The 22483-nt window shown below is 66.9% G+C and carries 21 protein-coding genes and 1 tRNA gene; 17 read left to right on the forward strand and 5 right to left on the reverse strand.

Going from position 1 to position 22483, the window contains the following annotated elements:
* Window positions 1–133 precede the first annotated feature (133 nt).
* Window positions 134–1924 (forward strand): hypothetical protein, encoded by a 1791-nt coding sequence (locus FBZ90_RS25440; protein WP_145736133.1) that lies wholly within the window; start codon window positions 134–136, stop codon window positions 1922–1924.
* A gap of 38 nt (window positions 1925–1962) precedes the next feature.
* On the opposite strand, the gene FBZ90_RS25445 is transcribed toward FBZ90_RS25440, so the two are convergent.
* Window positions 1963–2970: a M14 family metallopeptidase gene (locus FBZ90_RS25445; RefSeq protein ID WP_246130871.1), complete on the reverse strand. Its 1008-nt coding sequence runs from the start codon at window positions 2968–2970 to the stop codon at window positions 1963–1965.
* Between the two features lie 228 nt (window positions 2971–3198).
* Here FBZ90_RS25445 and FBZ90_RS25450 point away from each other — a divergent pair, with 228 nt between their 5' ends.
* On the forward strand, window positions 3199–4059 hold the full coding sequence (locus FBZ90_RS25450) for an N-formylglutamate amidohydrolase (RefSeq protein ID WP_145736134.1): 861 nt from the start codon (window positions 3199–3201) through the stop codon (window positions 4057–4059).
* A gap of 8 nt (window positions 4060–4067) precedes the next feature.
* Here FBZ90_RS25450 and FBZ90_RS25455 read toward each other — a convergent pair whose 3' ends face one another.
* From FBZ90_RS25455 to FBZ90_RS25465, 3 genes are all read right to left on the reverse strand, one after another.
* Window positions 4068–4931, reverse strand: a complete 864-nt coding sequence (locus FBZ90_RS25455; RefSeq protein ID WP_145736136.1) for an NAD kinase — start codon at window positions 4929–4931, stop codon at window positions 4068–4070.
* Between the two features lie 172 nt (window positions 4932–5103).
* Entirely contained in the window at window positions 5104–6207 is a 1104-nt protein-coding gene (gene moaA / locus FBZ90_RS25460) for a GTP 3',8-cyclase MoaA (RefSeq protein ID WP_420872620.1), read from the reverse strand.
* 154 nt (window positions 6208–6361) lie between these two features.
* A complete protein-coding gene (locus FBZ90_RS25465) occupies window positions 6362–6577 on the reverse strand; it encodes a DUF3553 domain-containing protein (protein WP_145736138.1) in 216 nt (71 codons plus the stop codon).
* Between the two features lie 233 nt (window positions 6578–6810).
* Between FBZ90_RS25465 and FBZ90_RS25470 the strand changes: the two genes are divergently transcribed.
* From FBZ90_RS25470 to mscL, 7 genes are all read left to right on the forward strand, one after another.
* Complete coding sequence (locus FBZ90_RS25470; protein ID WP_145736139.1) at window positions 6811–7446, forward strand: histidine phosphotransferase family protein; 636 nt, start codon at window positions 6811–6813, stop codon at window positions 7444–7446.
* 249 nt (window positions 7447–7695) lie between these two features.
* A complete protein-coding gene (locus FBZ90_RS25475; protein WP_145736141.1) occupies window positions 7696–10368 on the forward strand; it encodes a hybrid sensor histidine kinase/response regulator in 2673 nt (890 codons plus the stop codon).
* Window positions 10365–10856, forward strand: coding sequence for a chemotaxis protein CheW (locus tag FBZ90_RS25480; RefSeq protein WP_044559593.1), 492 nt, complete (start codon window positions 10365–10367; stop codon window positions 10854–10856). The genes FBZ90_RS25475 and FBZ90_RS25480 overlap by 4 nt, the downstream gene beginning before the upstream one ends.
* A gap of 55 nt (window positions 10857–10911) precedes the next feature.
* Window positions 10912–11277, forward strand: a complete 366-nt coding sequence (locus tag FBZ90_RS25485; RefSeq protein ID WP_145736143.1) for a response regulator — start codon at window positions 10912–10914, stop codon at window positions 11275–11277.
* A gap of 20 nt (window positions 11278–11297) precedes the next feature.
* Window positions 11298–12518 carry a protein-glutamate methylesterase/protein-glutamine glutaminase gene (locus tag FBZ90_RS25490; protein WP_145736145.1) on the forward strand — a complete coding sequence of 407 codons (1221 nt, stop codon included), beginning with the start codon at window positions 11298–11300 and terminating at the stop codon, window positions 12516–12518.
* On the forward strand, window positions 12515–13324 hold the full coding sequence (locus tag FBZ90_RS25495) for a CheR family methyltransferase (RefSeq protein ID WP_145736147.1): 810 nt from the start codon (window positions 12515–12517) through the stop codon (window positions 13322–13324). The genes FBZ90_RS25490 and FBZ90_RS25495 overlap by 4 nt, the downstream gene beginning before the upstream one ends.
* 215 nt (window positions 13325–13539) lie before the next feature.
* A complete protein-coding gene (gene mscL, locus FBZ90_RS25500) occupies window positions 13540–13947 on the forward strand; it encodes a large conductance mechanosensitive channel protein MscL (protein ID WP_145736149.1) in 408 nt (135 codons plus the stop codon).
* Between the two features lie 24 nt (window positions 13948–13971).
* On the opposite strand, the gene lipB is transcribed toward mscL, so the two are convergent.
* The gene (lipB, locus tag FBZ90_RS25505; RefSeq protein ID WP_145736151.1) at window positions 13972–14736 is read right to left on the reverse strand and encodes a lipoyl(octanoyl) transferase LipB; all 765 of its coding nucleotides are present in this window, start codon (window positions 14734–14736) and stop codon (window positions 13972–13974) included.
* A 197-nt stretch (window positions 14737–14933) separates the two neighbouring features.
* On the opposite strand from lipB, the gene FBZ90_RS25510 reads away from it, so the two are divergent.
* The 8 genes from FBZ90_RS25510 to FBZ90_RS25545 all read left to right on the forward strand — a co-directional run bounded on the left by FBZ90_RS25510 (window position 14934) and on the right by FBZ90_RS25545 (window position 22178).
* A tRNA-Leu gene (locus tag FBZ90_RS25510) sits at window positions 14934–15018 on the forward strand.
* Between the two features lie 263 nt (window positions 15019–15281).
* Window positions 15282–17567: an NADP-dependent malic enzyme gene (locus FBZ90_RS25515; RefSeq protein WP_145736153.1), complete on the forward strand. Its 2286-nt coding sequence runs from the start codon at window positions 15282–15284 to the stop codon at window positions 17565–17567.
* A gap of 128 nt (window positions 17568–17695) precedes the next feature.
* A complete protein-coding gene (locus tag FBZ90_RS25520; RefSeq protein WP_145736155.1) occupies window positions 17696–18325 on the forward strand; it encodes a TetR/AcrR family transcriptional regulator in 630 nt (209 codons plus the stop codon).
* Window positions 18315–19502 carry an acetyl-CoA C-acyltransferase gene (locus FBZ90_RS25525; protein WP_145736157.1) on the forward strand — a complete coding sequence of 396 codons (1188 nt, stop codon included), beginning with the start codon at window positions 18315–18317 and terminating at the stop codon, window positions 19500–19502. Before FBZ90_RS25520 ends, FBZ90_RS25525 begins: the two co-directional genes overlap by 11 nt.
* 91 nt (window positions 19503–19593) lie before the next feature.
* Window positions 19594–20199 (forward strand): 2-hydroxychromene-2-carboxylate isomerase, encoded by a 606-nt coding sequence (locus FBZ90_RS25530; protein ID WP_145736159.1) that lies wholly within the window; start codon window positions 19594–19596, stop codon window positions 20197–20199.
* Window positions 20199–21143: an ion channel gene (locus tag FBZ90_RS28180; protein ID WP_211102322.1), complete on the forward strand. Its 945-nt coding sequence runs from the start codon at window positions 20199–20201 to the stop codon at window positions 21141–21143. The genes FBZ90_RS25530 and FBZ90_RS28180 overlap by 1 nt, the downstream gene beginning before the upstream one ends.
* A gap of 135 nt (window positions 21144–21278) precedes the next feature.
* Window positions 21279–21620, forward strand: coding sequence for an acyl carrier protein (locus tag FBZ90_RS25540; protein ID WP_145736161.1), 342 nt, complete (start codon window positions 21279–21281; stop codon window positions 21618–21620).
* Window positions 21621–21764: 144 nt separating this feature from the next.
* On the forward strand, window positions 21765–22178 hold the full coding sequence (locus FBZ90_RS25545; protein ID WP_246130872.1) for a DUF1489 family protein: 414 nt from the start codon (window positions 21765–21767) through the stop codon (window positions 22176–22178).
* Window positions 22179–22483 lie beyond the last annotated feature (305 nt).

Raw genomic sequence — 22483 nt, forward strand, 5'->3', positions numbered from 1 at the left:
TTAAGCCTGCATCCATATATCGGTGGTGCGTTCGGCTTAGCGGCGGGGCTGCCCATAGGCCGAAGGTTGGCCTGGTGAGGGCGGGGAAGGGGCTTCCCCGCCCCACGGGTGTTATTGCCGGTCGGGGCGGGCGATGGTCTTGGGGCTGCTACAGGATAAGGCGAAACGGCCGCCGCCGCTGAGCGAGCCGCGGGGCATTTCCTTCGAGGTGCAATACCTGAAGGATGACCATTGGCTTACCGAGCAGATTTGCCGCAAGGAAGAGGATGCCCGCGCGCTGGCCGCCCGCATCCTGCCCACCCGCACTGGCGTGCGTATCATCCGCGAATTCGTCCGCCCCGGCCGGGGTGGGGAGACGGTGGACACCATCATCCACACCGAATACCGGCAGGAGCCCAAGCGCCCCATCGCGCCGGTCCCGGTGGATGAGGCGCATTACTGCCGCGTGCCCCAGGAGTATATGGCCTTCGACAGCCGGGTCCTGATCTCCCGGGTGCTGCGCCAATACCTGGATGAGAAAGGCGTCACGGCTTCGGAACTGCTGCACAACGCCAACGAGGCGAAGCGCGTCCTGAATTTCGAGGCGCTGGTCCCCAACGCCGTCAGCCGAATCGCGACCTTGCAGGTCAAGGAAACGGGGGAGGACAGCCGCGCCCGCCGCGACGTCATCCTGGGGGTACTGGAACAATTGCGCCAGCGGGCGGAGAAGGCGGTGGCCAACCGCACGCTGCCCTATCCCAAGGAAATCGGCTTCGCCGCCACCATGCGCCAGGTGGATGAGATCTTGGGCGCCACCCCCGCCGCGACGCCCGAAACGGCGGCGGAAGAGGCGGCATATCTGGGGAAGGTGATCGTCTGTCGCGACCTGGTGAACATCCGCGGCCTTCTGGGCAAGGCGGAATTGCTGATCGAACTCGCCGCCGACGACAGCCTGCCCGCCGACCACGCGGCCCTTTTGGATCAGTTACTGGCCGATGTCCTGACCGCGCCTGACATGGTGCGCGACATGCTGGGCCGCCAGCCGGATCTCGTGACCGCCTTGAATCGCCTGATCGACCTGATCAGCGGCACGTTCGAGCCGCAACCGGCGGAAATGTCGCCGGAATGCACTGCGGCCATCAGCCGCTGGGTGGCGGGCCCGCATGGCAAGGAAACCCGCGCGGTCCTGTTGGACTTCCTGCGGCGCCAGGTGCGGGGGACGCAGCGCCTGTCCCATGGTGAGCCGTTCCAGCAAATCGCCAAGTACCGCGCCTTCGTCGGCCGCCTGATCCGCCTGGATGGGCTGCTGGGCGGTCCGGCCATGGCCGAGGCGGTGCTGATGGGCTATCAGCGTTTCATAGAGCAGGGCGGTGCGGAGGGGCGGCGCCTGGCGCTCGAATCCGTGTTGCAGTTGCTGCCCACCGGCGCGGAGCGTCTGGTTTACCTGACCTGCCTGGCCCGCTCCGACCTGGCCGCCACGGATGGCGCGGCCATCGCCGCCCAGGCGTTGGAGGTCGCCAACCGTTCGGCCGGCCTGAATGACTTGGTGGACCGGGCCCTGCCGCTGAAGCCGAAGATGGAGGCCAGCGCCGCCCTTTACCGCTTGGTGATGGAAGATGGGGACCTGCCGGGTGAGATGGCGGAAAAGCTGGGGTCCCGGCTGGATGACATGGTGGCGGCCTACATCGTCGATGGTCGGGTGATCGAGCGGCTGGATGATCCGGCGGCCAGCCTGCGCGTCCGCGCGACACGCCTGGTGCAGTTCGCCGCTGCCGAGGTGCTGGCCAGCCCCAAGGCGCGGCGTATCGTGCGCGACCAGATCATCAGCCACCTGCGGCAGCCCAATTTCGACGCCAAGTTTGTCGAGGGTCTGGCCACCGAGGCCGAGAAGGCCGCCGTGCTGCGCAATTTCTACGATCTGCTGAATCGCGCCCAGTTCATGTGACCCGCGCCCGGCAAGGGGGTCTCCGTCCCGTAGGGAGATCAGAGGACGCGCCCCAGCCGGACAGTGGTCTGACCCCGCCGGGCACTGCGCGTGGGCATGACCAGCACGCAGTCGTCGTAGGGGGTATGGATGGCCTGCTTCCCGTCCAGGGCCAGCAGGGTGCCGGCGGTGGCGATACGTTCCAACCCCTGGAAGGGACGCACGAAGGCGAACTCGTCCGTCTGCGCCTGGATGGCGTGGGTCACGTCCACCACCGTTGGCCGGGGCGGCAGGGCCGGTGCGTTGATCTCCCCCAGCAAGGTGCGGACCGTGGCCGCGTCCAGGGTTTCCGACAGCGCCAGGAAGCGGATCAACCCGCGCCATGCCTGGGCGCCGGCGGCGGGCGAGGCGTGTTGCCCACATTCCATCAGGATGGCGGTGGCCTCGGCGCCGGGGCCGCAAAAGCGGGGATGGTCGATCAGGCGCCGGCCATCGGCATGCCCGTCATCCGCCACGACCCAGCCTGGATCGGCCAGCCGCACCGCCAGGGCCCGACCCTGCGGAGACCGGCCGCACAGGGTCAGCGCGGGCGAGGGCACCTGCATTGAATGCAGGTCCAGCAGCAGGTCCGCCGTCAGGATCAGGGGCGCCAACGCCGCCACACGCGCCTGTTCCCGGCCATGGGTGTGGCCGGGCGGCGGTCCCGACGCCCGGGCCCCCGCCCATAGGCGGTTCATGTCCTGGTCCAGATAGCGGGCGGGCGTGCCCGCCGGGCCGAACAGGCGGCCGCCTGCCGCCGCATCGGTGTTGGCGAAGGCCAGGGTCCATGTGCCGCGCGTCGGCCGCAGACCCCGTCGCAGCAACCGGTCCAGTGCGACGGCGCCGCAGGGCTCATTGCCATGCATCAGCGCCACGACGGCGACGTGCGGCCCCTCGGCCTTGCCTTCGAACCGCCAGACATAGGGCACGCCGGTGTTGCCCGCGCGGTGCGCGCGCAGGTCGGGCATGGCCAGGGGGGGCTGGGGCGTGGCCGGTCCCAGGGGTGGACCCAGACGGTCCCACATCATACGCCCCCATCCCTGAGTATCGGGTCCGAACCCCTTGGAACCATGGCCGCCTTTTCCGCATTGGCTGGTTCGGCAATAGTGCCGGGTCCTTTCAACCATGGAAAGCGCCATGGGGGACGGTGTCATGAAAAGGGACGGCACGCCCCGGTCTGCGCTATGCTGGCGGGGCCATGATAAGGCAGTCCGGCGGTTGTTTGTTCCGCCGCAGTTGGCGGTTGCGAGGTGGGTATGAAATACGTCATCGACGATGTGCTGGTGCGCCATGATCCGGAAGGCACGCCCGTTCCTGTCGTCTATGACTCGCCCCACAGCGGGTCCGCCTATCCCCTGGGTTTCACCCCCCGCTGTCCGTTGATGCTGCTGCGCCAGTCGGAGGACGCGCATGTGGACGAACTGTTCGCCCGCGCCCCCGCCCTGGGCGCCACGCTGCTGCAGGCGCTGTTCCCGCGCAGTTACATCGATGTGAACCGGGCGGAGGATGACATCGACCCCGCCTGCCTGGCCGACCCTTGGCCGGGCCCCTTGAACCCGTCGGAGAAAAGCCGCCATGGCATGGGCCTGGTGCGTACCGTCAGCCGTCCCGGCGAGGCGCTCTACGCCGCCAAGCTGACGGTGAGGGAGGTCCAGACCCGTATTGAGCGCTACTGGCGCCCTTATCATGCCCAGCTCAAGACCGCGCTGGATGGGCTGCACGCCCGTTTCGGCCAGGTTTGGCATCTCAACTGCCATTCCATGCCCACCCTGGGCACGGGTGACGCCGGCGCCGACTTCGTGCTGGGTGATCGGGACGGCGCCTGCTGCGACCCGTCCTTCAGCCGTTTCGTGGCCGCCACGCTGCGCGGCATGGGCTACCGCGTCCGCCACAACGACCCCTACAAGGGCGTGGAACTGGTACGCCGCTACGGCGTGCCGACACGCGGCCGCCACAGCCTTCAGTTGGAGATCGACCGGCGCCTGTACATGGATGAGGAAACGCTGGAGCGCCACGACGGCTACTGGCGCTTGTCCCGCGACCTGGAAGACCTGATGCGCGCCATCCACGCCTTCGCCCTGGCCCGCGTGGGCGACCGGCGCTTGGCGGCCGAGTAGGGCCGGAACTAAGGCGTGAACTGCTCCTTGAGGATGCGCTCCTCCAGGTTCATCTCCGGATCGAACAGCAGGATGCTGGCCACGCTGCGGTCCTCGCACACCTCCACCCGGGCGACGTCGCGGATTTCGGTGAAGTCGGCCACGGCGCTGACGGGGCGCTTGGCGCCCTCCAGGATGTCGAACTGCAGCTTGGCGGTATGGGGCAGCAGGGCGCCGCGCCAGCGGCGGGGGCGGAAGGCGCTGATGGGGGTCAGGGCCAAGATGCCGGCGCCCAAGGGCACGATGGGGCCGTGGGCCGACAGGTTGTAGGCGGTGCTGCCGGCCGGGGTGGACACCAGGGCGCCGTCGCAGGCCAATTCGGCCAGGCGTTCCACCCCATCCACGCTAATGCGCAGCTTGGCGGCTTGGCGCGTCTCACGCAGCAGCGACACCTCGTTGAACGCCAGCGCCTCATGCCGGCCCTGGGCGTTGACGGCCACCATGCGCAACGGGTTCAGCGCCACCCGCTGCGCCCGGCGCACGCGGTCGGTCAGCCCCCGGGGACTGAAGCTGTTCAGCAGGAAGCCGACGGAACCGCGATTCATGCCATAGACCGGCTTGCACAGGGGCAGGTGGCGATGCAGCGTTTCCAGCAGGAAGCCGTCACCGCCCAGCGCCACGATGACGTCCGCATCCTCCGCCCGTACCGTGCGATAGCGTTCCGACAGGGTCGTGCGCGCCGCCTCGGCCTCGGGCGTTTCGGCGGCGACGATGCAGAAGGCCGGCTTTGCCGGCAGGGGAACCGGTGTGCCGTGCGCGGCCGATCCCTCCGCCGCGGTGCCGGGGGCTTGGCCCGACGCAGGGGCGGCGGGGCGGGTGGGTTCGTCAAGCATGGCGGGGCCGCCTGGGTCCAGGACAAGGGGGGAAGGGAGGACACGGGCACGCTACCGGAACGGCCCGTTAACCGGAATGGAGGCACACCTTAACGGATCAAGCCCGTCAAAGGAATGCCGGGGACCGGAAACCGGTGTCGGTGGGCTACGGCGATCGGAGGCCGCCGATCGGTCAGCCGCCCGTGACGCTCATATGCCGGGCCACCGCCGGGGTTTTTTGACGACGGTCGATGATGAAGTCATGGCCCTTGGGCTTACGGGCGATGGCGTCCTTGATCGCGGCCAGCAGGGTCGCGTCGTTGCCGGGGGCGGCGCGCATGACGGCCCGCAGGTCGGCGGCGTCCTCCTGGCCCAGGCACATGTACAGCATGCCGGTGCAGGTCAGGCGCACGCGGTTGCAGCTCTCACAGAAATTGTGGGTCATGGGCGTGATGAACCCGATGCGCCCGCCCGTCTCGGCCACTTGGGCATAGCGGGCGGGGCCGCCGGTGCTGACGGGCAGGTCGGTCAGGGTCCAGCGCTTGGCCAACTCCGCCCTCAGCAGGGACAGGGGCCAATACTGGTCCGCCCGGACGCTGCCGCCCTGGCCGCCATCCCCGCCCGTGTCGCCGCCGTCCATGTCGCCCAGGGGCATGACCTCGATGAAGGTGAGATCATGACCTTCGCGGCCGCACCAAGCCACCAGGTCATGCACCTCGCCATCGTTCACGCCGCGCAACGCCACGCAGTTGACCTTGACGTGCAGCCCCGCCTCCTTGGCGGCCCGGATGCCTTCCAGAACGGGGGCCAGCTTGCCCCAGCGGGTGATGGCCTGGAAACGGTCGGGGTCCAGGGTGTCCAGGCTGACGTTCACGCGGCGCACGCCGGCGGCGCGCAGTTCGTCCGCGTACTTGGTCAACTGGCTGCCGTTGGTGGTCAGGGTCAGTTCATCCAGGGCGCCGGTATCCAGGTGGCGGCCAAGGCGGCGGACCAGATCCATGATGCCCCGGCGCACCAGCGGCTCCCCACCTGTCAGGCGCAGCTTGCGCACGCCGGTCTGGATGAAGGCGGCGCACAAGCGCTCCAACTCCTCCAGCGAGAGCACCTGAGCCTTGGGCAGGAAGGTCATTTCCTCCGCCATGCAGTAGACGCAGCGGAAGTCGCACCGATCGGTTACGGAAACGCGCAGGTAGCGGATGGAGCGTCCAAAAGGGTCCACCAGCGGAAGACGGTCGCGCGCCGGCGCGGTTTGCCCAAGTGGGGTATTTAGGGCGCCATCCGCCATCGTCTCAGCCATCCTCAAATCAAGCACAAACCAAACGTCCTGGCGCCATGACCTTCAGGGCCTGGCCGCCCGTCATCGCCAATATGGTACAGCGACCATAGCAATTCAGCCCCCGTCGCGCTGTGATGGCGGCAACGGCACCCTCCTTCGGAAGCCTGTCCGCGGGTTACGGCGCCCAATCCTCCGGCTCCACCGGGCGCAGGGCGATGACGGCGGCGTCCATGGTCACCTTTCCGGCGTGGGTGAAGTTGACCGTGACCCGGGTTCCGACCGCGGACTGCACTTGCCCCAGGCCCCAATCGGGTTGATTGGGGTGCATGACATACGCCCCGGGAGTCAGCAGTGCCGTGACCGCGCCTGATTCGGGGGTGAAAGGGGGCATGGGGTATATATCCTTGGGCTAGAGGGTCGAGGCTGGCGGGGGCCGGCAGGCGGAAGCGGCAAAAAACATCTCACCTATCCTTTTGCCCTTATCCGTTTTTCTAGGGCCAGGGGGCGCTAAATCCTGCCTTGGGGCCGCCAATCATTAATATACTGGCACTCCAACCACTATGTACCGCCACGCCCCCCGCGCAAGGCTTCCTGCGCCGGCATCGAAGACAAGGCCCCCTACGAATGACGGTTTCCCTGGAACTTCATGTCGTGGAGCTGCTGTGCTCCCGCCTGTGCCATGACCTGATAAGCCCGGTGGGCGCCATCGCCAACGGCGTGGAACTCATTGAAGAAATGGGACAATCCATGGCGGATGAGGCCATGTCCCTGATCGCCGACAGTGCCGACCAGGCGGCCCGGCGGCTGCGGCTGTTTCGTTTGGCCTACGGGGCGGCGGGCAACAGCGGTTCATTCACCGCGACAGAGGCGCGGACCGTGCTGGGCGCCTGGTTCCGGGGTGGGCGGGTGCGGTTGGATTGGCCGGCCGATGTCATGCCCAAGCCCGACGACGGCCTGCTGAAGTTGGCGCTAAACCTGGGGCTTCTGGCGGAGGAGGCCATGCCCCACGGCGGGGTTGTCACGCTTGCCGCCGGGGGCGGGAATCCCGCGCTTTCCGTGACGGCGGAGGGGCCCGTCCTCAACCTGCGCGAGGAGGTGCGCCAGGCCCTGGACGGGGCCCTGGCCCAGGCGGACCTGACCCCCCGCAGCGTGCAGGCTTATGTCACCGGCCGCTTTGCCGAACAGTGCGGCTGGCACATCGTCGTCGACGCCAAGGCCCCGGAAGCATTGCGTTTCCAGCTGTTGCGCCGGGCATCCTGATCCGCCCGTAAGGTTCTTTCGCGCCGATAGAGAAGCTTAACGCGTTTATCGCTTGTCTTGTCGCCCAGGGCACGCCATCAATCTCGCAGGAGTAACGTGTTCTTAATCGTCTTTCTGGAAAAGATGGGTGTAGGGAGTGGCGCCACCCCGTCGCGATTAAGGACGGGGGCCGGGGCTGACACCTCAATTCCAAACGGGACCGCCCGCCCGGGACGGCCCTGATACGCGCATGGCAACGGGACGTGGACCATGGATGATCTGCTGAGCGAATTTCTGACCGAGACCAACGAAAACATAGCGGTCTTGGACGTTGAGTTGGTGCGGCTTGAGCAGAACCCGAATGACCCCAGCCTGCTGAGCAATATCTTCCGGCTGGTTCACACCATCAAGGGCACCTGCGGCTTCCTTGGTCTGCCTCGGCTGGAAGCGGTGGCGCACGCGTCTGAGAACGTGCTGGGCCGCTTCCGTGATGGGGAGCTGAACGTCAGCCCCTACGCGGTGACGTTGATCCTGGAATCCCTGGACGCCATCAAGTCGATCCTGTTGGTCCTGGAAAAGACGGAAGCTGAGCCGGCCGGTAACGACGAAGATCTGATCAACCGTCTGAACGCCCTGGCCGAAGGCCGGGAGGCAGCCGCCGCCGCTCCCGCGGCCCCGGTCGCCGCCGCACCACCTCCCCCCCCGGAGCCTGTGCCCGAGCCCGTGGCCCCGCCGCCGGCCCCCGTGGCCGCCACTCCCTCGGTGCCGGCCGCCGCCGCCACCCGCGAGGTCGCGCCCGTCGCCGAGGCGGCCCCGCCGGCCCCCGCCGCCGCCGCCACTCCCCACGCGGCCCCGCCGCCCCCGCCCGCCGGCGGTGGTGATGGTGAATCGTCGCTGGCCAACCAGACCATCCGCGTCAACGTCGACCTGCTCGAAAACCTGATGACCATGGTTTCCGAGCTGGTGCTGACCCGCAACCAGCTGCTCCAGATCCTGCGCAGCCAGAAGGAAAGCGAATTCGCGGTCCCGTTGCAGCGCCTGAACCATGTGACGTCGGAGCTGCAGGAAGGCGTTATGAAGACGCGCATGCAGCCCATCGGCAACGCCTGGGCCAAGCTGCCGCGCCTGGTGCGTGACTTGGCGCACGAACTGCACAAGAAGATCGACCTGCAGATGCTGGGCGCCGAGACGGAACTGGACCGTCAGGTGCTGGAACTGATCAAGGACCCGCTGACCCACATGGTCCGCAACTCCGCCGACCATGGCCTGGAGCTGCCGGGCGAGCGCGTGGCCAAGGGCAAGTCCGAGACCGGCCGCATCACGCTGAACGCCTTCCATGAGGGCGGTCACATCATCATCGAGATCGCCGACGACGGTAAGGGCCTGGCGATCGAGGCGATCAAGCGCAAGATCCTGCAGAACGGCCTGGCCACCGAGACCGAGCTGGCCGGCATGTCCGACCAGCAGATCCAGCAGTTCATCTTCAAGGCCGGCTTCTCCACCGCCGCCAAGGTCACCAGCGTCTCCGGTCGCGGTGTCGGCATGGACGTGGTGAAGACCAACATCGAGAAGATCGGCGGCACGATCGAGCTGAAGTCCATCGAGGGCCGCGGCACCACCTTCACCATCAAGATCCCGCTGACCCTGGCCATCGTCTCGGCCCTGGTCGTCGAATGCGGTGGCGAGCGCTTCGCCATTCCGCAGATCAGCGTGATCGAGCTGGTGCGCGCCGCCAACGACAGCGAGCACAAGATCGAGCGGATCAACGGCACCCCGGTCCTGCGCCTGCGCAACCGCCTGCTGCCGCTGGTCAGCCTTGAACGGCTACTGAAGCTGGGCGACGGCGACCAGGACAACCGCGAAACCTTCATCGTGGTGGCCCAGGTTGGCAACTACACCTTCGGCATCATCGTCGACCGCGTCTTCGACACGGAAGAAATCGTGGTGAAGCCGGTGGCCCCCATCCTGCGCCATATCGAGCTGTTCTCGGGTAACACCATCCTGGGCGACGGCTCCGTCATCATGATCCTGGACCCGAACGGTATCGCCAGCTTCTCCGGCGAGATCTCGGGCGGCATGCACGACACGGCCGCCGCCGCCGCGGAGGCCAAGCACGCCACCCGCCAGGACGACCGCATGGCCCTGCTGCTGTTCCGCGCCGGCGAGGGCGCGCCCAAGGCCGTCCCGCTGTCGCTGGTGGCCCGTCTGGAAGACATCGACCTCAACCAGGTCGAGGCGTCCAACGGCCAGCCGGTCGTGCAGTACCGTGGCAAGCTCATGCCGCTGGTGCCCATCGACCCGTCCTGGCAGGTGCAGCGCGACAAGCGCCAGCCGGTGCTGGTGTTCGCCGACGGCGACCGCTCCATGGGCCTGGTGGTGGACGAGATCATCGACATCGTCGAGGATCGCCTGCAGGTGGAACTGGGCACGGAGCGTGCCGGCTTCATGGGCAGCGCCATCATCGCCGACAAGGCGACGGACGTCATCGATGCCGGCTTCTACCTGACCCAGGCTTTCCGCGACTGGTTCGGCAACGCCACCGACCGCTTTGAGGACGAGCGCCTGCACAAGGTGCTGCTGGTCGACGACAGCCCCTTCTTCCGCAACCTGCTGACCCCGCTGCTGACCGTGTCCGGTTACGCCGTCACGGCGGTACAGAGCGCGGATGAGGCCCTGGGACTCTGCGAATCCGGCGAGGACTTCGACGTCATCGTCAGCGATATCGAGATGCCCGGCATGAGCGGGCTGGAGTTCGCCCAGGCCGTCCGCGGCAACAGCCGCTGGCAGAACGTGCCCCTGGTGGCGCTGTCCAGCCACGCCACCCCGCGCGACCTCGATCGCGGCCGTCAGGCCGGCTTCACCGACTACGTGGCGAAGTTCGACCGTGACGCGCTGCTCTTCACGCTGCAGCAGACCATCTCCGAGACCAAGGGTGCCGCATGAGTACCAACCTGCCCGCCAAGCGCACCGCCAGCACTGAAGTCGCGGTCGTCAAGAACGAAGACTTCGTCACCATGACCATCGCCGACCAGGTGTTCGGCATCCCCGTCCTGCAGGTCCAGGACGTGTTGGGTCCCCAGCGCATCACCCGCATTCCCCTGGCCCCGCCCGAGGTTGCCGGTTCGCTGAACCTGCGTGGCCGCATCGTCACCGCCATCGACGTCCGCCTGCGCCTGGGCCTGCCGCCGCGTGCGGCCGACAAGCCCGGCATGAGCATCGTCGTGGACCATAAGGGGGAGCTTTACTCCCTCATGGTGGACAGCGTGGGCGAAGTGCTGAGCCTGACCTCGGACGATTTCGAGCGCCAGCCGGCCACCATGGACGCGCGTTGGCGCGAGGTGTCCACGGGTATTTATCGTCTTCGTGAAAATCTTCTCGTTGTACTTGACGTGTCGCGGTTGTTGAATTTCGCTAATACCGAAGCTGCCTGAGCCTGGGCTTCAACCACCGGTGCTTTCGAGCGCTTAGCAACCCGAGGTCCTTTGCATGAAGTCCTGCCTGGTCGTCGATGACAGCCGCGTCGTCCGCAAGGTCGCGCGCAAGATCCTGGAAGAACTGAACTTCACCTGTTCAGAGGCCGAGGATGGCAAGCAGGCCATGGATGCGTGTGCGGTTTCCATGCCGGACGCCATCCTGCTGGACTGGAACATGCCGGTCATGACCGGTATCGAGTTCCTGCGACGTCTGCGTAAGATGTCGGGGGGCCAGACGCCCAAGGTGGTATTCTGCACCACCGAGAACGATCTGGCCCACATCCAGGAAGCGCTGTCAGCCGGGGCGAATGAGTACATCATGAAGCCCTTCGACAGCGAGATCATCCAAACCAAGTTCGAGCAGGTCGGGCTTCTCTGACGCCCGGGAATCATAAGATCATGAACGATATCCCCGGACGACCCCAGGCCGCTTCACCGGCGGCCGCAACCACCGAGCCGTACCGGGTCATGGTTGTGGACGATTCGGCGGTCATCCGTGGCTTGCTGACGCGTACGCTGGAAGGCGACGGCACCATCCGTGTCGTCGCCTCCGTCGCCAACGGCCAGATGGCCATCAACACCCTGCAGCGTCAGTCCCTGGACGTCATCGTCCTGGACATCGAGATGCCGGTGATGGACGGCCTGACCGCCTTGCCGCAGCTCATCTCCGCCGACCCCGCGGTCAAGGTCATCATGGCTTCGACCCTGACGGCCAAGAACGCCGACATCTCCCTGCGGGCCTTGCGGGCCGGCGCCTCCGATTATGTCACCAAGCCGTCGTCGACGCGGGAGCTGACGGGGGCCGAAAGCTTCAAGGCGGAACTGGTCAGCAAGGTCCAGGCCCTGGGTGAGGCCGCGCGCCGCGCGGACCCGTCCAAGGGGGCGCCGTCGCGCCCGCTGGCTCCGCGCCCAATCATCGCGCCGGTTCCCGGTGGCGTGGCGCCGGCGACCGGTACCGCATCCCCGGCGGCGCCGTCGCCTATCCGCAGCCGCCTGTTCGAGCAGGCGCCGGTCGTCCTGCGGCCCGCGCCCGACATTCGGCCGGATATCATCGCCATCGGTAGTTCCACCGGTGGACCGCAGGCGCTGTTCGAGGTGATGGCCCATTTCCGGGGCGGGCTGCAGCAGCCCATCGTCATCACACAGCACATGCCGGCGACCTTCACCACCATCCTGGCCGAGCACATCACCCGCCAATGCGGGATCGAGTGCGCGGAGGCCAAGGACGGGGAGCCCATCGTCGGTGGCCGCGCCTACGTGGCGCCGGGCGACAATCATTTCCTGCTGGTGTCGCGCAACGGCGTCACCACCGCGCAGCTGACCAAGGACCCGCCGGAAAATTTCTGTCGGCCGGCGGTCGATCCCATGTTGCGCAGTATTGTTAAGATTTATGGGCGTAAGGTGTTGGCGGTCATCCTCACCGGCATGGGGCATGACGGTCGCGGCGGCTGCGACCAGGTGGTCCAGGCCGGGGGGATGGTTGTTGGTCAGGACGAGGCCAGCAGCGTGGTATGGGGTATGCCGGGCGCCGTGGCAACGGCGGGCTTGTGCAGTTCCATCCTACCCTTGAAGGAGATCGGTCCGTTTATCCGCAAGATCGCATTGAGGACGGCGGCATGAAGGTCGAAGACTTCGACATGTTCTGCACGATGCTGAAGCAGCGTTCGGGCTTGGTCCTAACCAAGGACAAGGCCTACCTGCTGGAATCGCGCCTCATGCCCGTGGCCCGGAAATGGAACCTGAAGACGCTGGATGAACTGGCGGCCACGGTTCGCGCCCGCAAGGACGAAACCCTGCTGAAGGATATCACGGAGGCGATGACGACCAACGAGTCGTCCTTCTTCCGCGATCAGAAGCCCTTCGACCAGTTCAAGCAGGTCGTTCTTCCGGCGTTGCTGGAATCGCGGGCCACCAAGAAGTCCATCCGCATCTGGTCGGCCGCCTGCTCCAGCGGGCAGGAGGCCTACTCCCTGGCCATGATGCTGTCGGAGGACAATGCCCGCCTGGCCGGCTGGCGTATCGAGATCGTCGGTACCGACCTGTCCTCCGAGATGGTGGAAAAGTCGCGCGCCGGCATCTACACCCAGTTCGAGGTGCAGCGCGGCCTGGCCATCACCATGCTGGTCAAGTATTTCAAGCAGGTCGGCGACAAATGGCAATTGTCGCCGCAGATACGGCAGATGGCCACGTTCCGGGAATACAACCTGCTGACCGACCTGTCGCCCCTGGGCCAGTTCGATGTGGTGTTCTGCCGGAACGTCCTGATTTATTTCGACCAGCCGACCAAGACCAAGGTGCTGGAGGCCATCGCCAAGCAGATGCCGCCGGATGGCGTGTTGTACCTGGGCGGGGCCGAGACGGTGCTGGGCATCACTGACAAGTTTAAGCCCATGGACGGCCAGCGCGGGCTGTACATTCTCGCTTAAGAACGAACCGGAGACGGTTTACGCACAGGGCCGGCCCGGTGACGGGACCGGCCCTGTCGATTCCCGGCGTCCGCGTGACGCTTTCCGCCGTGGCTTCCATCGGCCCTACATCGTGTGGGTAGTGACCCGGCCGGGCGGCGAGCGTCATAGTATGGCGATCAACCCATGAACCGCCCCAGCCAACCGGGGCCTCAACACAATAAAGGGGACGAGCCATGTGGGAAGAGTTCAAGTCGTTCATCAGCCGGGGCAACGTGATCGATCTGGCCGTCGGTATCATCGTCGGCGCCGCCTTCACCGGCATTGTCAATTCGCTGGTCAATGACCTGATTATGCCGCCCATCGGCTACCTCATGGGCGGCATCGATTTTTCCAGCTATTTCGTCGCCCTGAACGGGGAGCACTACGCCAACCTGAAGGCGGCGCAGGATGCGGGTGCCGCCACCATCAACTATGGCGTTTTCATCAACGTCGTCATCCGCTTCTTCATCGTCGCCGGCGCCGTGTTCCTGCTGGTGAAGCAGGTCAACCGCTTCCGCACCAAGGCCGCTTCCGCCCCGCCCCGGCAGGAAGTGCTGCTGGAGGAGATCCGCGACCTGCTGAAGGCGAAAGCCGAGGGTTGAGCGCCGGCTGGCGGCGGCCGGCCGTTACTGGCCGCCGCTGGGGCCGCCGCTGGGGCCGCCGTGGGGGGCGCAGCGGGCCGCCGCCGCGCCATCCGCCGTCTCGAACACCCCGGTCCAGGCATCGCGCAGCGCCGCATCCACCTCGTGCAGGCTGGCAAGGTGCCCCAGCGCGTGCATGGAGGTGACGCCGTACTGGGTGATGCCGCAGGGCACGATGCCGCCGAAGTGGCTCAAGTCCGGGTCGACGTTCAGTGAGATGCCGTGGAAGGTGACGCCCCGGCGCACGCGCACGCCGATGGCGCCGATCTTGTCCTCCTGGCCCGGCAGGCCGCCATAGGGCTGCTTGTCCACCCAGATGCCCACGCGCCCACACCGCCGTTCCCCCTTGATGTTGAACAGGGCCAGGGTGCGGATGATCCATTCTTCCAGGTTGGTGACGTAGGCATGCACATCGGGGCCCCGCTTCATCAGGTCCAGCATGACATAGGCCACGCGCTGGCCAGGACCGTGATAGGTGTACTGCCCGCCGCGCCCGGTCTGGAACACGGGGAAGCGGCCATGGTCCAGCAAATCCTCCGCCTTGGCGCTGGTGCCGGCGGTGTACAGCGACGGATGTTCCAGCAGCCATACCAATTCCGGGGCCGTGCCGGCGCGGATGGCCGCCACCCGTTCCTCCATGGCGGCGACCGCCTCGGGGTAGGCCACCGGCTGGTCGCTGATGCGCCATTCCGGTCCCTCCATGGACGGGGCATGGGTTTCGGGCTGGGCGGGTGAGGGGAGGGGGGACATGGCGCGGCGCTTACCCATCGTGTGAAGGCGTTTTCATCGACGCCGCATGCGGGCGACGCCGGGGTCCGGGAACCCCCTCCTTTATATAGGGGGTCCCATCCCATAAGGGCCACACGGGGGCTTGCTATGGGATCGGCGATTTGCTATTCCCCCGTTCACCCGTTGGCAAGCCCTTGCCGGCGAGGTTCTGACATGATGCGGTCATGGCGGAATTGGTAGACGCGCAGCGTTGAGGTCGCTGTGGGGCAACCCGTGGAAGTTCGAGTCTTCTTGACCGCACCATAGACCTGAAAGGCCGGACCGCTTGGTTCGGCCTTTCGCGTTTCCGGGCGCCTTTTCCAGGCCGATCAAACGCATGGCAGCCGGTCGCGTCCCGGCTGAATGGCACCTTGCCGTCCATCGCCTCTGGACAATGGCGGGCCCTGGGGCCTAAGCAGGAAGGGCGCCGAACGCTTGACGGCGCCGGTGGGGCCGCCGCGACGGTGGCGCCACGGGCGCCTGTGAGGCTGTTCGGGACCCAGTCCCCCGCAGAAGAGACCGGCCCCATGTCCGACGAGTTTCGCGAAGCCGCCCTAGACTATCACCGGCTGCCGACGCCGGGTAAGATCGCCGTCCAACCGACCAAGCCCCTGGCGACTCAGCGCGACCTGGCCTTGGCTTATTCGCCCGGCGTGGCCTTCGCCTGCGAGGCGATCGTCGCCGACCCGGCCGAGGCCAGCCAGATGACCTCGCGCGGCAACCTGGTGGCCGTGATCACCAACGGCACCGCCGTCCTGGGCCTGGGCGACATCGGTCCCCTGGCCGCGAAGCCGGTGATGGAGGGCAAGGGCGTCCTGTTCAAGAAGTTCGCCGGCATCGACGTCTTCGACATCGAGGTCGATGAGAAGGACCCCGACAAGCTGGTCGACATCATCGCGGCGCTGGAGCCCACGTTCGGCGGCATCAACCTTGAGGACATCAAGGCGCCGGAATGCTTCTACGTGGAAAGCAAGCTGCGCGAGCGCATGAAGATCCCGGTCTTCCATGACGACCAGCACGGCACCGCCATCATCGTCGCCGCCGCCATCACCAACGCGCTGAAGCTGCGCGGCCGCAAGATCGACGAGGTCAAGCTGGTGGCCAGCGGCGCCGGCGCTGCGGCGCTGGCCTGCCTGGACCTGCTGGTGGACATGGGCATGCCCGTGGACAACATCTGGGTCAGCGACATCAAGGGCGTGGTCTATGACGGCCGCACCGAGCTGATGGACCCGCGCAAGGCGCGTTACGCCAAGAAGACCAACGCCCGCACCCTGGACGACATCATCGATGGCGCGGACATTTTCCTCGGCCTGTCGGCGCCGCGCGTGCTGACCAAGGCCATGGTGTCCAAGATGGCGGGCCAGCCGGTCATCCTGGCGCTGGCCAACCCCACCCCGGAAATCATGCCGGAGGAGGCGCGCGCGGCGCAGCCCGACGCCATCATCGCCACCGGCCGCTCCGACTATCCCAACCAGGTCAACAACGTCCTGTGCTTCCCCTTCATCTTCCGCGGCGCCCTGGACGTGGGCGCGACGCAGATCAACGAGGCGATGAAGATCGCCGCGGTGGAGGCCATCGCCCGCCTGGCCATGGCGGAGCAGCATGACGTGGTGGCGGCCGCCTATGGTGACCAGTCCGCCGGTTTCGGCCCGGACAACATCATTCCCAAGCCTTTCGATCCGCGCCTGATCCTGGAGATCGCGCCGGCGGTGGCCAAGGCCGCCATGGACAGCGGCGTGGCCACCCGGCCTATCACCGATTTCGACGCCTACCGCGAACGGTTGTCGCAGTTCGTCTTCCGCTCCGGCCTGCTGATGAAGCCGGTGTTCTCCCGCGCCAAGCAGGCGCCCAAGCGCCTGGTCTATTGCGAGGGCGAAGAGGAGCGGGTGCTGCGCGCCGTACAGTTCGTGGTGGACGATGGCCTGGCCAAGCCCATCCTCATCGGCCGTCGCGATGTGGTGGCCCGCCGTATCGAGAAGCTGGGCCTGCGCATCGCGCTGGACCGCGATGTCGAGTTGGTCGACCCGCAGAACGATCCGCGCTACGCCGATTATTGGCAGAGCTACCACGCCACGATGGAGCGGCGGGGCGTCAGCCCGGACCGCGCCCGCCAGGTGGTGCGCAACAACACCACCGTCATCGGCTCGCTGATGGTGCGCAAGGGCGACGCCGACGCCATGATCGCCGGCACCGTCGGCCTGTACGACTGGCACCTTAAGCATGTGCTGGACGTCATTGGCCTGAAGCCGGGTACGACCATCCCGGCCGCCCTGTCGGTGCTGATCCTGCCCAAGGGCACCTTCTTCCTGGCCGACGCCTATGTGACGCCGGAGCCGACGGCCGACCAGATCGCGGCCATGACCGCGCTCGCGGCGGAAGAGGTCCGGCGCTTCGGCGTGGTGCCCAAGGTGGCCCTGCTGTCGCATTCCAACTTCGGCAGCCACGGCGACGCCTCGGCCTTGACCATGCGCGCCGCCCTGGCCAAGATCGAGCAGCAGTGCCCGACGCTGGAGGTTGAGGGGGAGATGCATGCCGACAGCGCCATCTCCGAGGACATCCGCAACCGCGTGTTCCCCAACAGTCGCCTGAAAGGCATGGCCAACCTGCTGATCATGCCCAGCCGCGACGCCGCCAACATCGCCTTCAACCTGCTGAAGACCCTGGGCGAGGGGCAGCCGGTGGGGCCGGTGCTGCTGGGGGCCGCCCAGCCGGCCCACATCCTGACCCCGTCCGTCACCGTGCGCGGCATCGTCAACATGTCCGCCCTGGCCGTGGTCGACGCCCAGATGCACGAGGCGGGCGAGGGGAACTGATCCGGCGCCCACAGCGCTGGAGGCGTGATCTGAAAAAGGCCGTCCCGGAGTGATCCGGGGCGGCCTTTTCCGTTCCGGCGCCGCCCGTCATCTTGACAATAGAACGATCGTTCGTTTATTTTCCGTCCATGAGCAAGGGTGTCCGCACGCGCGCCGCCATCCTGGAGGAGGCGTTGAGCCTCACCAGCACGGACGGGTTGTCAGGCCTGACCATCGGCCTGCTGGCGGAGCGTACCGGCCTATCGAAAAGCGGCCTGTTCGCCCATTTCGGGTCCAAGGAGCAGTTGCAGGTGGCCGTGCTGCGGCAGGCCCAGGAGTGCTTCACCACCCATGTCATCCGGCCGGTGCTGCCCCTGCCGCGCGGCCTGCCCCGGCTGGAGGCCTTTGCCGAGGGCTGGTGGGCCTGGAACCAGTCCCCACCTTTCCCGGGCGGCTGTCCCATCCAGGCGGCCAGCCTGGAACTGGATGACCGGCCCGGCCCCTTGCGCGATGAGATCGCGGGGGCGCAGCGCCGCCTGCGCACCTTCATCCAGCAGGGTGCCGCCATGGCGGTAACGGCGGGCCATTTTCGCCCCGACCTCGATTGCACCCTGTTCGCGTTCCAGATGGTGGGTATCGCCTTCGCCCAGACCATGACCTGCCGCCTGCTGGGTGAGCCGGAGGGCCTGGATTTCGTTCGCCGCGCCTGGCATGCCCAGGTCACGGACGCGGCTGCCGCCACACACAATCAAACGGGAGAGATAAGCCATGTCGACTGATCCGATTGTCATTGTCAGCACCGCCCGCACCGCCATGGGCGGCATGATGGGCGACCTGTCCAGCCTGCCGGCGGCCCAATTGGGGGCGGCCGCGGTCAAGGGGGCGGTGGACCGCGCGGGCCTGGCGCCCGACGCCATTGACGAGGTGGTGATGGGCTGTGTGCTGCAGGCCGGCCAGGGCCAGGCGCCCGGCCGCCAGGCGGCGCTGGCCGCCGGCTTGCCGCAGTCCGTGCCCTGCAGCACCCTCAACAAGATGTGCGGCAGCGGCATGAAGGCGGCCATGGTCGCCCATGACCTGCTGGTGGCGGGCAGCGTCGACATCGCGCTGGCCGGTGGCATGGAAAGCATGTCCAACGCCCCCTATCTGCTGGACCGGGCGCGGGGCGGCTACCGCTATGGCCATGCCACCATCTATGACCACATGGCGCTGGACGGGCTGGAGGACGCCTACGACCGTGGCCGCGCCATGGGCACCTTCGCCGAGGATACGGCCGCCCATTACCAGTTCACCCGCGAGATGCAGGACGCCTACGCCATCGAAAGCCTGCGCCGGGCCAAGGCCGCGGTGGAAGGCGGCTGGTTCGATGGCGAGACGGTGGGCGTCACGGTCAAGGGCAAGGGCGGCGATGTCGTCATCACCCGCGATGAGCAGCCGCTGAAAGGCAAGCCCGAGAAGATCCCGACCCTGAAGACCCCGTTCCGCAAGGACGGCACGGTCACGGCGGCCAGCAGCGCCAGCATAAGCGACGGCGCCGCCGCCCTGGTGCTGACCCGCGCCAGCGTGGCGGAGAAGCGCGGCCTGACGCCCCTGGCCCGCATCGTCGGCCACGCCAGCCATGCCCGCGCGCCCAACTGGTTCACCACCGCCCCCATCGGGGCCATCGAAACCCTGTTCGCCAAGACCGGCTGGTCGGCCCGGGATGTCGACCTGTTCGAGATCAACGAGGCCTTCGCCGTGGTGCCCATGGCGGCGATGCGGGAGTTCGACATTCCGCACGACAAGGTCAACGTCCATGGCGGCGCCTGCGCCCTCGGCCACCCCATCGGGGCGTCCGGCGCCCGCATCCTCGTGACCTTGCTGGCGGCGCTGCACCGTTATGACCTGGCCCGGGGCGTGGCCAGCCTGTGCATCGGGGGGGGCGAGGCGACGGCCGTGGCCATCGAGCGTCTGCACTGACACGCTGGATCTCATCCGGCAGGTGGGCATACTGGGGACGGCCGCGCCGGGAGGGGCGGCCGTCCTCCTATCAGGATGGGGCCACCCGGTGATGGCTGCGCAGCCCTTGGATTTCTATTTCGACTTCGCCTCGCCCTACGGCTATTTCGCCGCCATGGCCATCGATGAGCTGGCCGCGCGTCATGGCCGGACCGTCGCCTGGCATCCCATCCTGCTGGGGGCGGTATTCAAGAGCACGGGCGTGGCGGCCACTGTCCAACGCCCTTTGCAGGGCGATTATCTGCGCCATGACGTGGTGCGCTGCGCCCGTTATTACGACCTGCCCCTTACCTGGCCTGAGGTGATGCCGATCAACGCGGTCACGCCCTCGCGCGCCTATTACTGGGCAGCCGCCCGCGACGTCGATTTGGCGCGGAGCTTGGCGAAGGCGCTGTATCGCGCCCACTGGCAGGAGGGGCGGGACATTTCTGGGATAGACGCGGTGGCCGATGTCGCCGCCGGCATCGGCATGGATGGGGACGCGGTGCGGAGCGGTGTGCAGGACCCGGCGGTGAAGGACGCGTTGCGCGCTGCCACCGATGCGGCCATGGCCAGGGGCGTCTTCGGCTCGCCCTTCATCTTCGTGGAGGGGGAGGGGTTCTGGGGCGCCGACCGCCTGGTGCAGGTGGAACGCTGGCTGGCGCAGGGCGGTTGGTGATGAACGCCAGCGCCACGCCCCGCCGCCGTCGCAAGCGCTCACTGGTGACGCCCATCGCCCTGACGGTGGGCCTGCTGGCCTTGATCTCCCTCACCATCCAGGGGGCCGATCCGGGCCTGACGCTGGCGTTGCTGGGCGCCGTGGTCGTGGTCGTGGGCTCCTGCCACCTGTTGTTTCCGGGCAGCCGCTTCTTCACTATCGGCCTTGCCAACTTCGTCGGCATCTACGCCATCATTTTCGAGTTCTTCGTCGAGGCCCACTTCGCCAAGCTGCCGGCCTATCTGCTGGGGCTGGGCTTCGTCTTGCCCTTGGCGGCGTTCCTGGCGGGCGTGGTCATCCGGCGCGCCGGCATCCGCGCCATCGTCCATGGCCGCCCTCAGGGGCCGACCCGGCGCGATTTGCGGCGCTTCGGCCGGGCCTTCGGCTGGGTGCTGCCGCTGGGCGTGGTGGGGGCCGCCACCTTCCTGCTGACCCCGGAGACGCCCCAGCCGGTGGTCCGCGACGCCTTCGTCGCCGCCATGGGGTTCATCTCCTTCATCGTGCTGCTGGTCAGCTACGACGTGGTGGTCCTGCTGCTGGAGACGGGGCTGCTGTTCGAGGAGTTCTTCGAGCAGGTGGCGGGACTGGCGGAGCCGGCCTTCGCCTTCTTCACCTTCTATTCCCTGCTGGTGATCATCTTCGCCGCCCTTTACACGGTGGTTGATCGGTTCGCGCCCCTCAACCAGTTCATGATCGGCGGCACGCCACAGCGGATCGGCTTCGCCGAAAGCCTTTATTTCTCCGTCGTCACCCTGTCTACCGTGGGGTATGGCGACATCGTGCCGGTGGGCAGCTTCATCCGGCTGGTGGTGGCGGCCGAGGTCATCGTGGGCATGCTGCTGCTGCTGTTCGGCTTCAACGCCATTTTCAGCTATTCCAGCAGCCGTCGCCCCCCCGAACGATAAATCTTCGCCAAACATCTCTGGTGCCCATGTCAAAAAAGTCTTAACGCTTCTCTGATAGGGGTTGAGGCCGAAAGCCATGTCGGGGTAGGGGCGACCGCCCCGACGCGGGGCCTGAAACTTGAGGGGCGGGATGCCGTGAGCCGGTCGATCGAAGGCGTCAGCAACTGGATGCACTTGTTTCGTTGGATCGTGAAACTGATCCGCGATGACTATGGCGTCGACGAAAAAATCCTGACCCGCACCGCGGTGCTGGAGACCGACTGCGGCCTCACCATCGAGCAGGTGGAAGAGGTGTTGGACATCGTCGCCGACAGTTTCTCGATCCGGTTCCCCCAGGGCACCTTGGATGAGGTGCTGAAGCTGGAGGAACTGTGCCTGCTGGCGGCTTGGCTGAAGGGCATGTTCAAGCGGCCGGAATTCATTTCCGAAGGGTTCGAGGCCAAGTGCCGTTCTCTGAACGCCTCGGCCACCGCCTGATTCCCGGCGCCTGGTCCCCGGCGCCTGATCCTCGAACCTCTTCCTGGGCGCGCCCCTGTAACGGGGTGCCTTGACCCCGGGGCTTAAGCTCGTAGTCTCACGGACCCTGAGTGATATCGGCTTCGTGAGACCATGCCCCTTCATATGCTGCGCCTCGCCGTGGGCGCCCCCGATCTTGCCGACATGCGCGATTGGCGCAATCGCAACCAGATGGACTGGAACGGCCACCGCGTGGTGCCGACCTATACCCGGCGCATGCCCACCCGCACGGCGGAGCTGCTGGATGGCGGTTCCCTCTATTGGGTGGTGAAGGGGATCCTGTGCTGCCGGGCGCGCTTCGTCGGCTTCGACCTGCTGCGCTCGCCTGAGGGGGATGAGGTCTGCCGCATGCTGTTGGATACCGAACTGGTGGAAACGGTGCCGCAGCCCAAGCGGCCTTTCCAGGGCTGGCGCTACCTGAAGCCGGAGGACGCGCCGGCCGACCTGGACCAGGCGGGTGGCGGCCAGGACCTGCCGCCCCACATCCTGGCGGAACTGCGCCAGTTGGGCCTGGCCTAGAGCGGATCGCGGAAAAGCGGAATCGCTTTGGAGCGTGAATCCGCTTCTGAATAAGGACTTAGAGCCGAGCGCGTTTCTGGTTAAACGCGTTCGGCTCTAGATCCCGGTTTTCCAGGCGGCCTGCGGGTCTTGGGGTGGATCCTGGATAGGGGCTACGCCGCGTTTCGAAAAAAGTGAGGGTCGGACGAAAAAAGCTGTAGACAGCCCCCCGGTGGGGTCTCTATAACCCCGTTCACCGACGCGGCGGGCGACAACGAACGGCGCGACGGCGAAGCGATCCCTGAGTTCTGGCGGTTGACGCTGGT

The sequence above is a fragment of the Nitrospirillum pindoramense genome, assembly GCF_007827955.1.
In the GTDB taxonomy this organism is placed as follows: domain Bacteria; phylum Pseudomonadota; class Alphaproteobacteria; order Azospirillales; family Azospirillaceae; genus Nitrospirillum; species Nitrospirillum amazonense_B.

Coding starts and splice junctions, on each gene's coding strand:
- FBZ90_RS25440 (WP_145736133.1), top strand. CDS start 134: ATGGTCTTGGGGCTGCTACAGGATAAGGCGAAACGGCCGCCGCCGCTG.
- FBZ90_RS25445 (WP_246130871.1), bottom strand. CDS start 2,970: ATGATGTGGGACCGTCTGGGTCCACCCCTGGGACCGGCCACGCCCCAG.
- FBZ90_RS25450 (WP_145736134.1), top strand. CDS start 3,199: ATGAAATACGTCATCGACGATGTGCTGGTGCGCCATGATCCGGAAGGC.
- FBZ90_RS25455 (WP_145736136.1), bottom strand. CDS start 4,931: ATGCTTGACGAACCCACCCGCCCCGCCGCCCCTGCGTCGGGCCAAGCC.
- moaA (WP_420872620.1), bottom strand. CDS start 6,207: ATGGCTGAGACGATGGCGGATGGCGCCCTAAATACCCCACTTGGGCAA.
- FBZ90_RS25465 (WP_145736138.1), bottom strand. CDS start 6,577: ATGCCCCCTTTCACCCCCGAATCAGGCGCGGTCACGGCACTGCTGACT.
- FBZ90_RS25470 (WP_145736139.1), top strand. CDS start 6,811: ATGACGGTTTCCCTGGAACTTCATGTCGTGGAGCTGCTGTGCTCCCGC.
- FBZ90_RS25475 (WP_145736141.1), top strand. CDS start 7,696: ATGGATGATCTGCTGAGCGAATTTCTGACCGAGACCAACGAAAACATA.
- FBZ90_RS25480 (WP_044559593.1), top strand. CDS start 10,365: ATGAGTACCAACCTGCCCGCCAAGCGCACCGCCAGCACTGAAGTCGCG.
- FBZ90_RS25485 (WP_145736143.1), top strand. CDS start 10,912: ATGAAGTCCTGCCTGGTCGTCGATGACAGCCGCGTCGTCCGCAAGGTC.
- FBZ90_RS25490 (WP_145736145.1), top strand. CDS start 11,298: ATGAACGATATCCCCGGACGACCCCAGGCCGCTTCACCGGCGGCCGCA.
- FBZ90_RS25495 (WP_145736147.1), top strand. CDS start 12,515: ATGAAGGTCGAAGACTTCGACATGTTCTGCACGATGCTGAAGCAGCGT.
- mscL (WP_145736149.1), top strand. CDS start 13,540: ATGTGGGAAGAGTTCAAGTCGTTCATCAGCCGGGGCAACGTGATCGAT.
- lipB (WP_145736151.1), bottom strand. CDS start 14,736: ATGTCCCCCCTCCCCTCACCCGCCCAGCCCGAAACCCATGCCCCGTCC.
- FBZ90_RS25515 (WP_145736153.1), top strand. CDS start 15,282: ATGTCCGACGAGTTTCGCGAAGCCGCCCTAGACTATCACCGGCTGCCG.
- FBZ90_RS25520 (WP_145736155.1), top strand. CDS start 17,696: ATGAGCAAGGGTGTCCGCACGCGCGCCGCCATCCTGGAGGAGGCGTTG.
- FBZ90_RS25525 (WP_145736157.1), top strand. CDS start 18,315: ATGTCGACTGATCCGATTGTCATTGTCAGCACCGCCCGCACCGCCATG.
- FBZ90_RS25530 (WP_145736159.1), top strand. CDS start 19,594: ATGGCTGCGCAGCCCTTGGATTTCTATTTCGACTTCGCCTCGCCCTAC.
- FBZ90_RS28180 (WP_211102322.1), top strand. CDS start 20,199: ATGAACGCCAGCGCCACGCCCCGCCGCCGTCGCAAGCGCTCACTGGTG.
- FBZ90_RS25545 (WP_246130872.1), top strand. CDS start 21,765: ATGCTGCGCCTCGCCGTGGGCGCCCCCGATCTTGCCGACATGCGCGAT.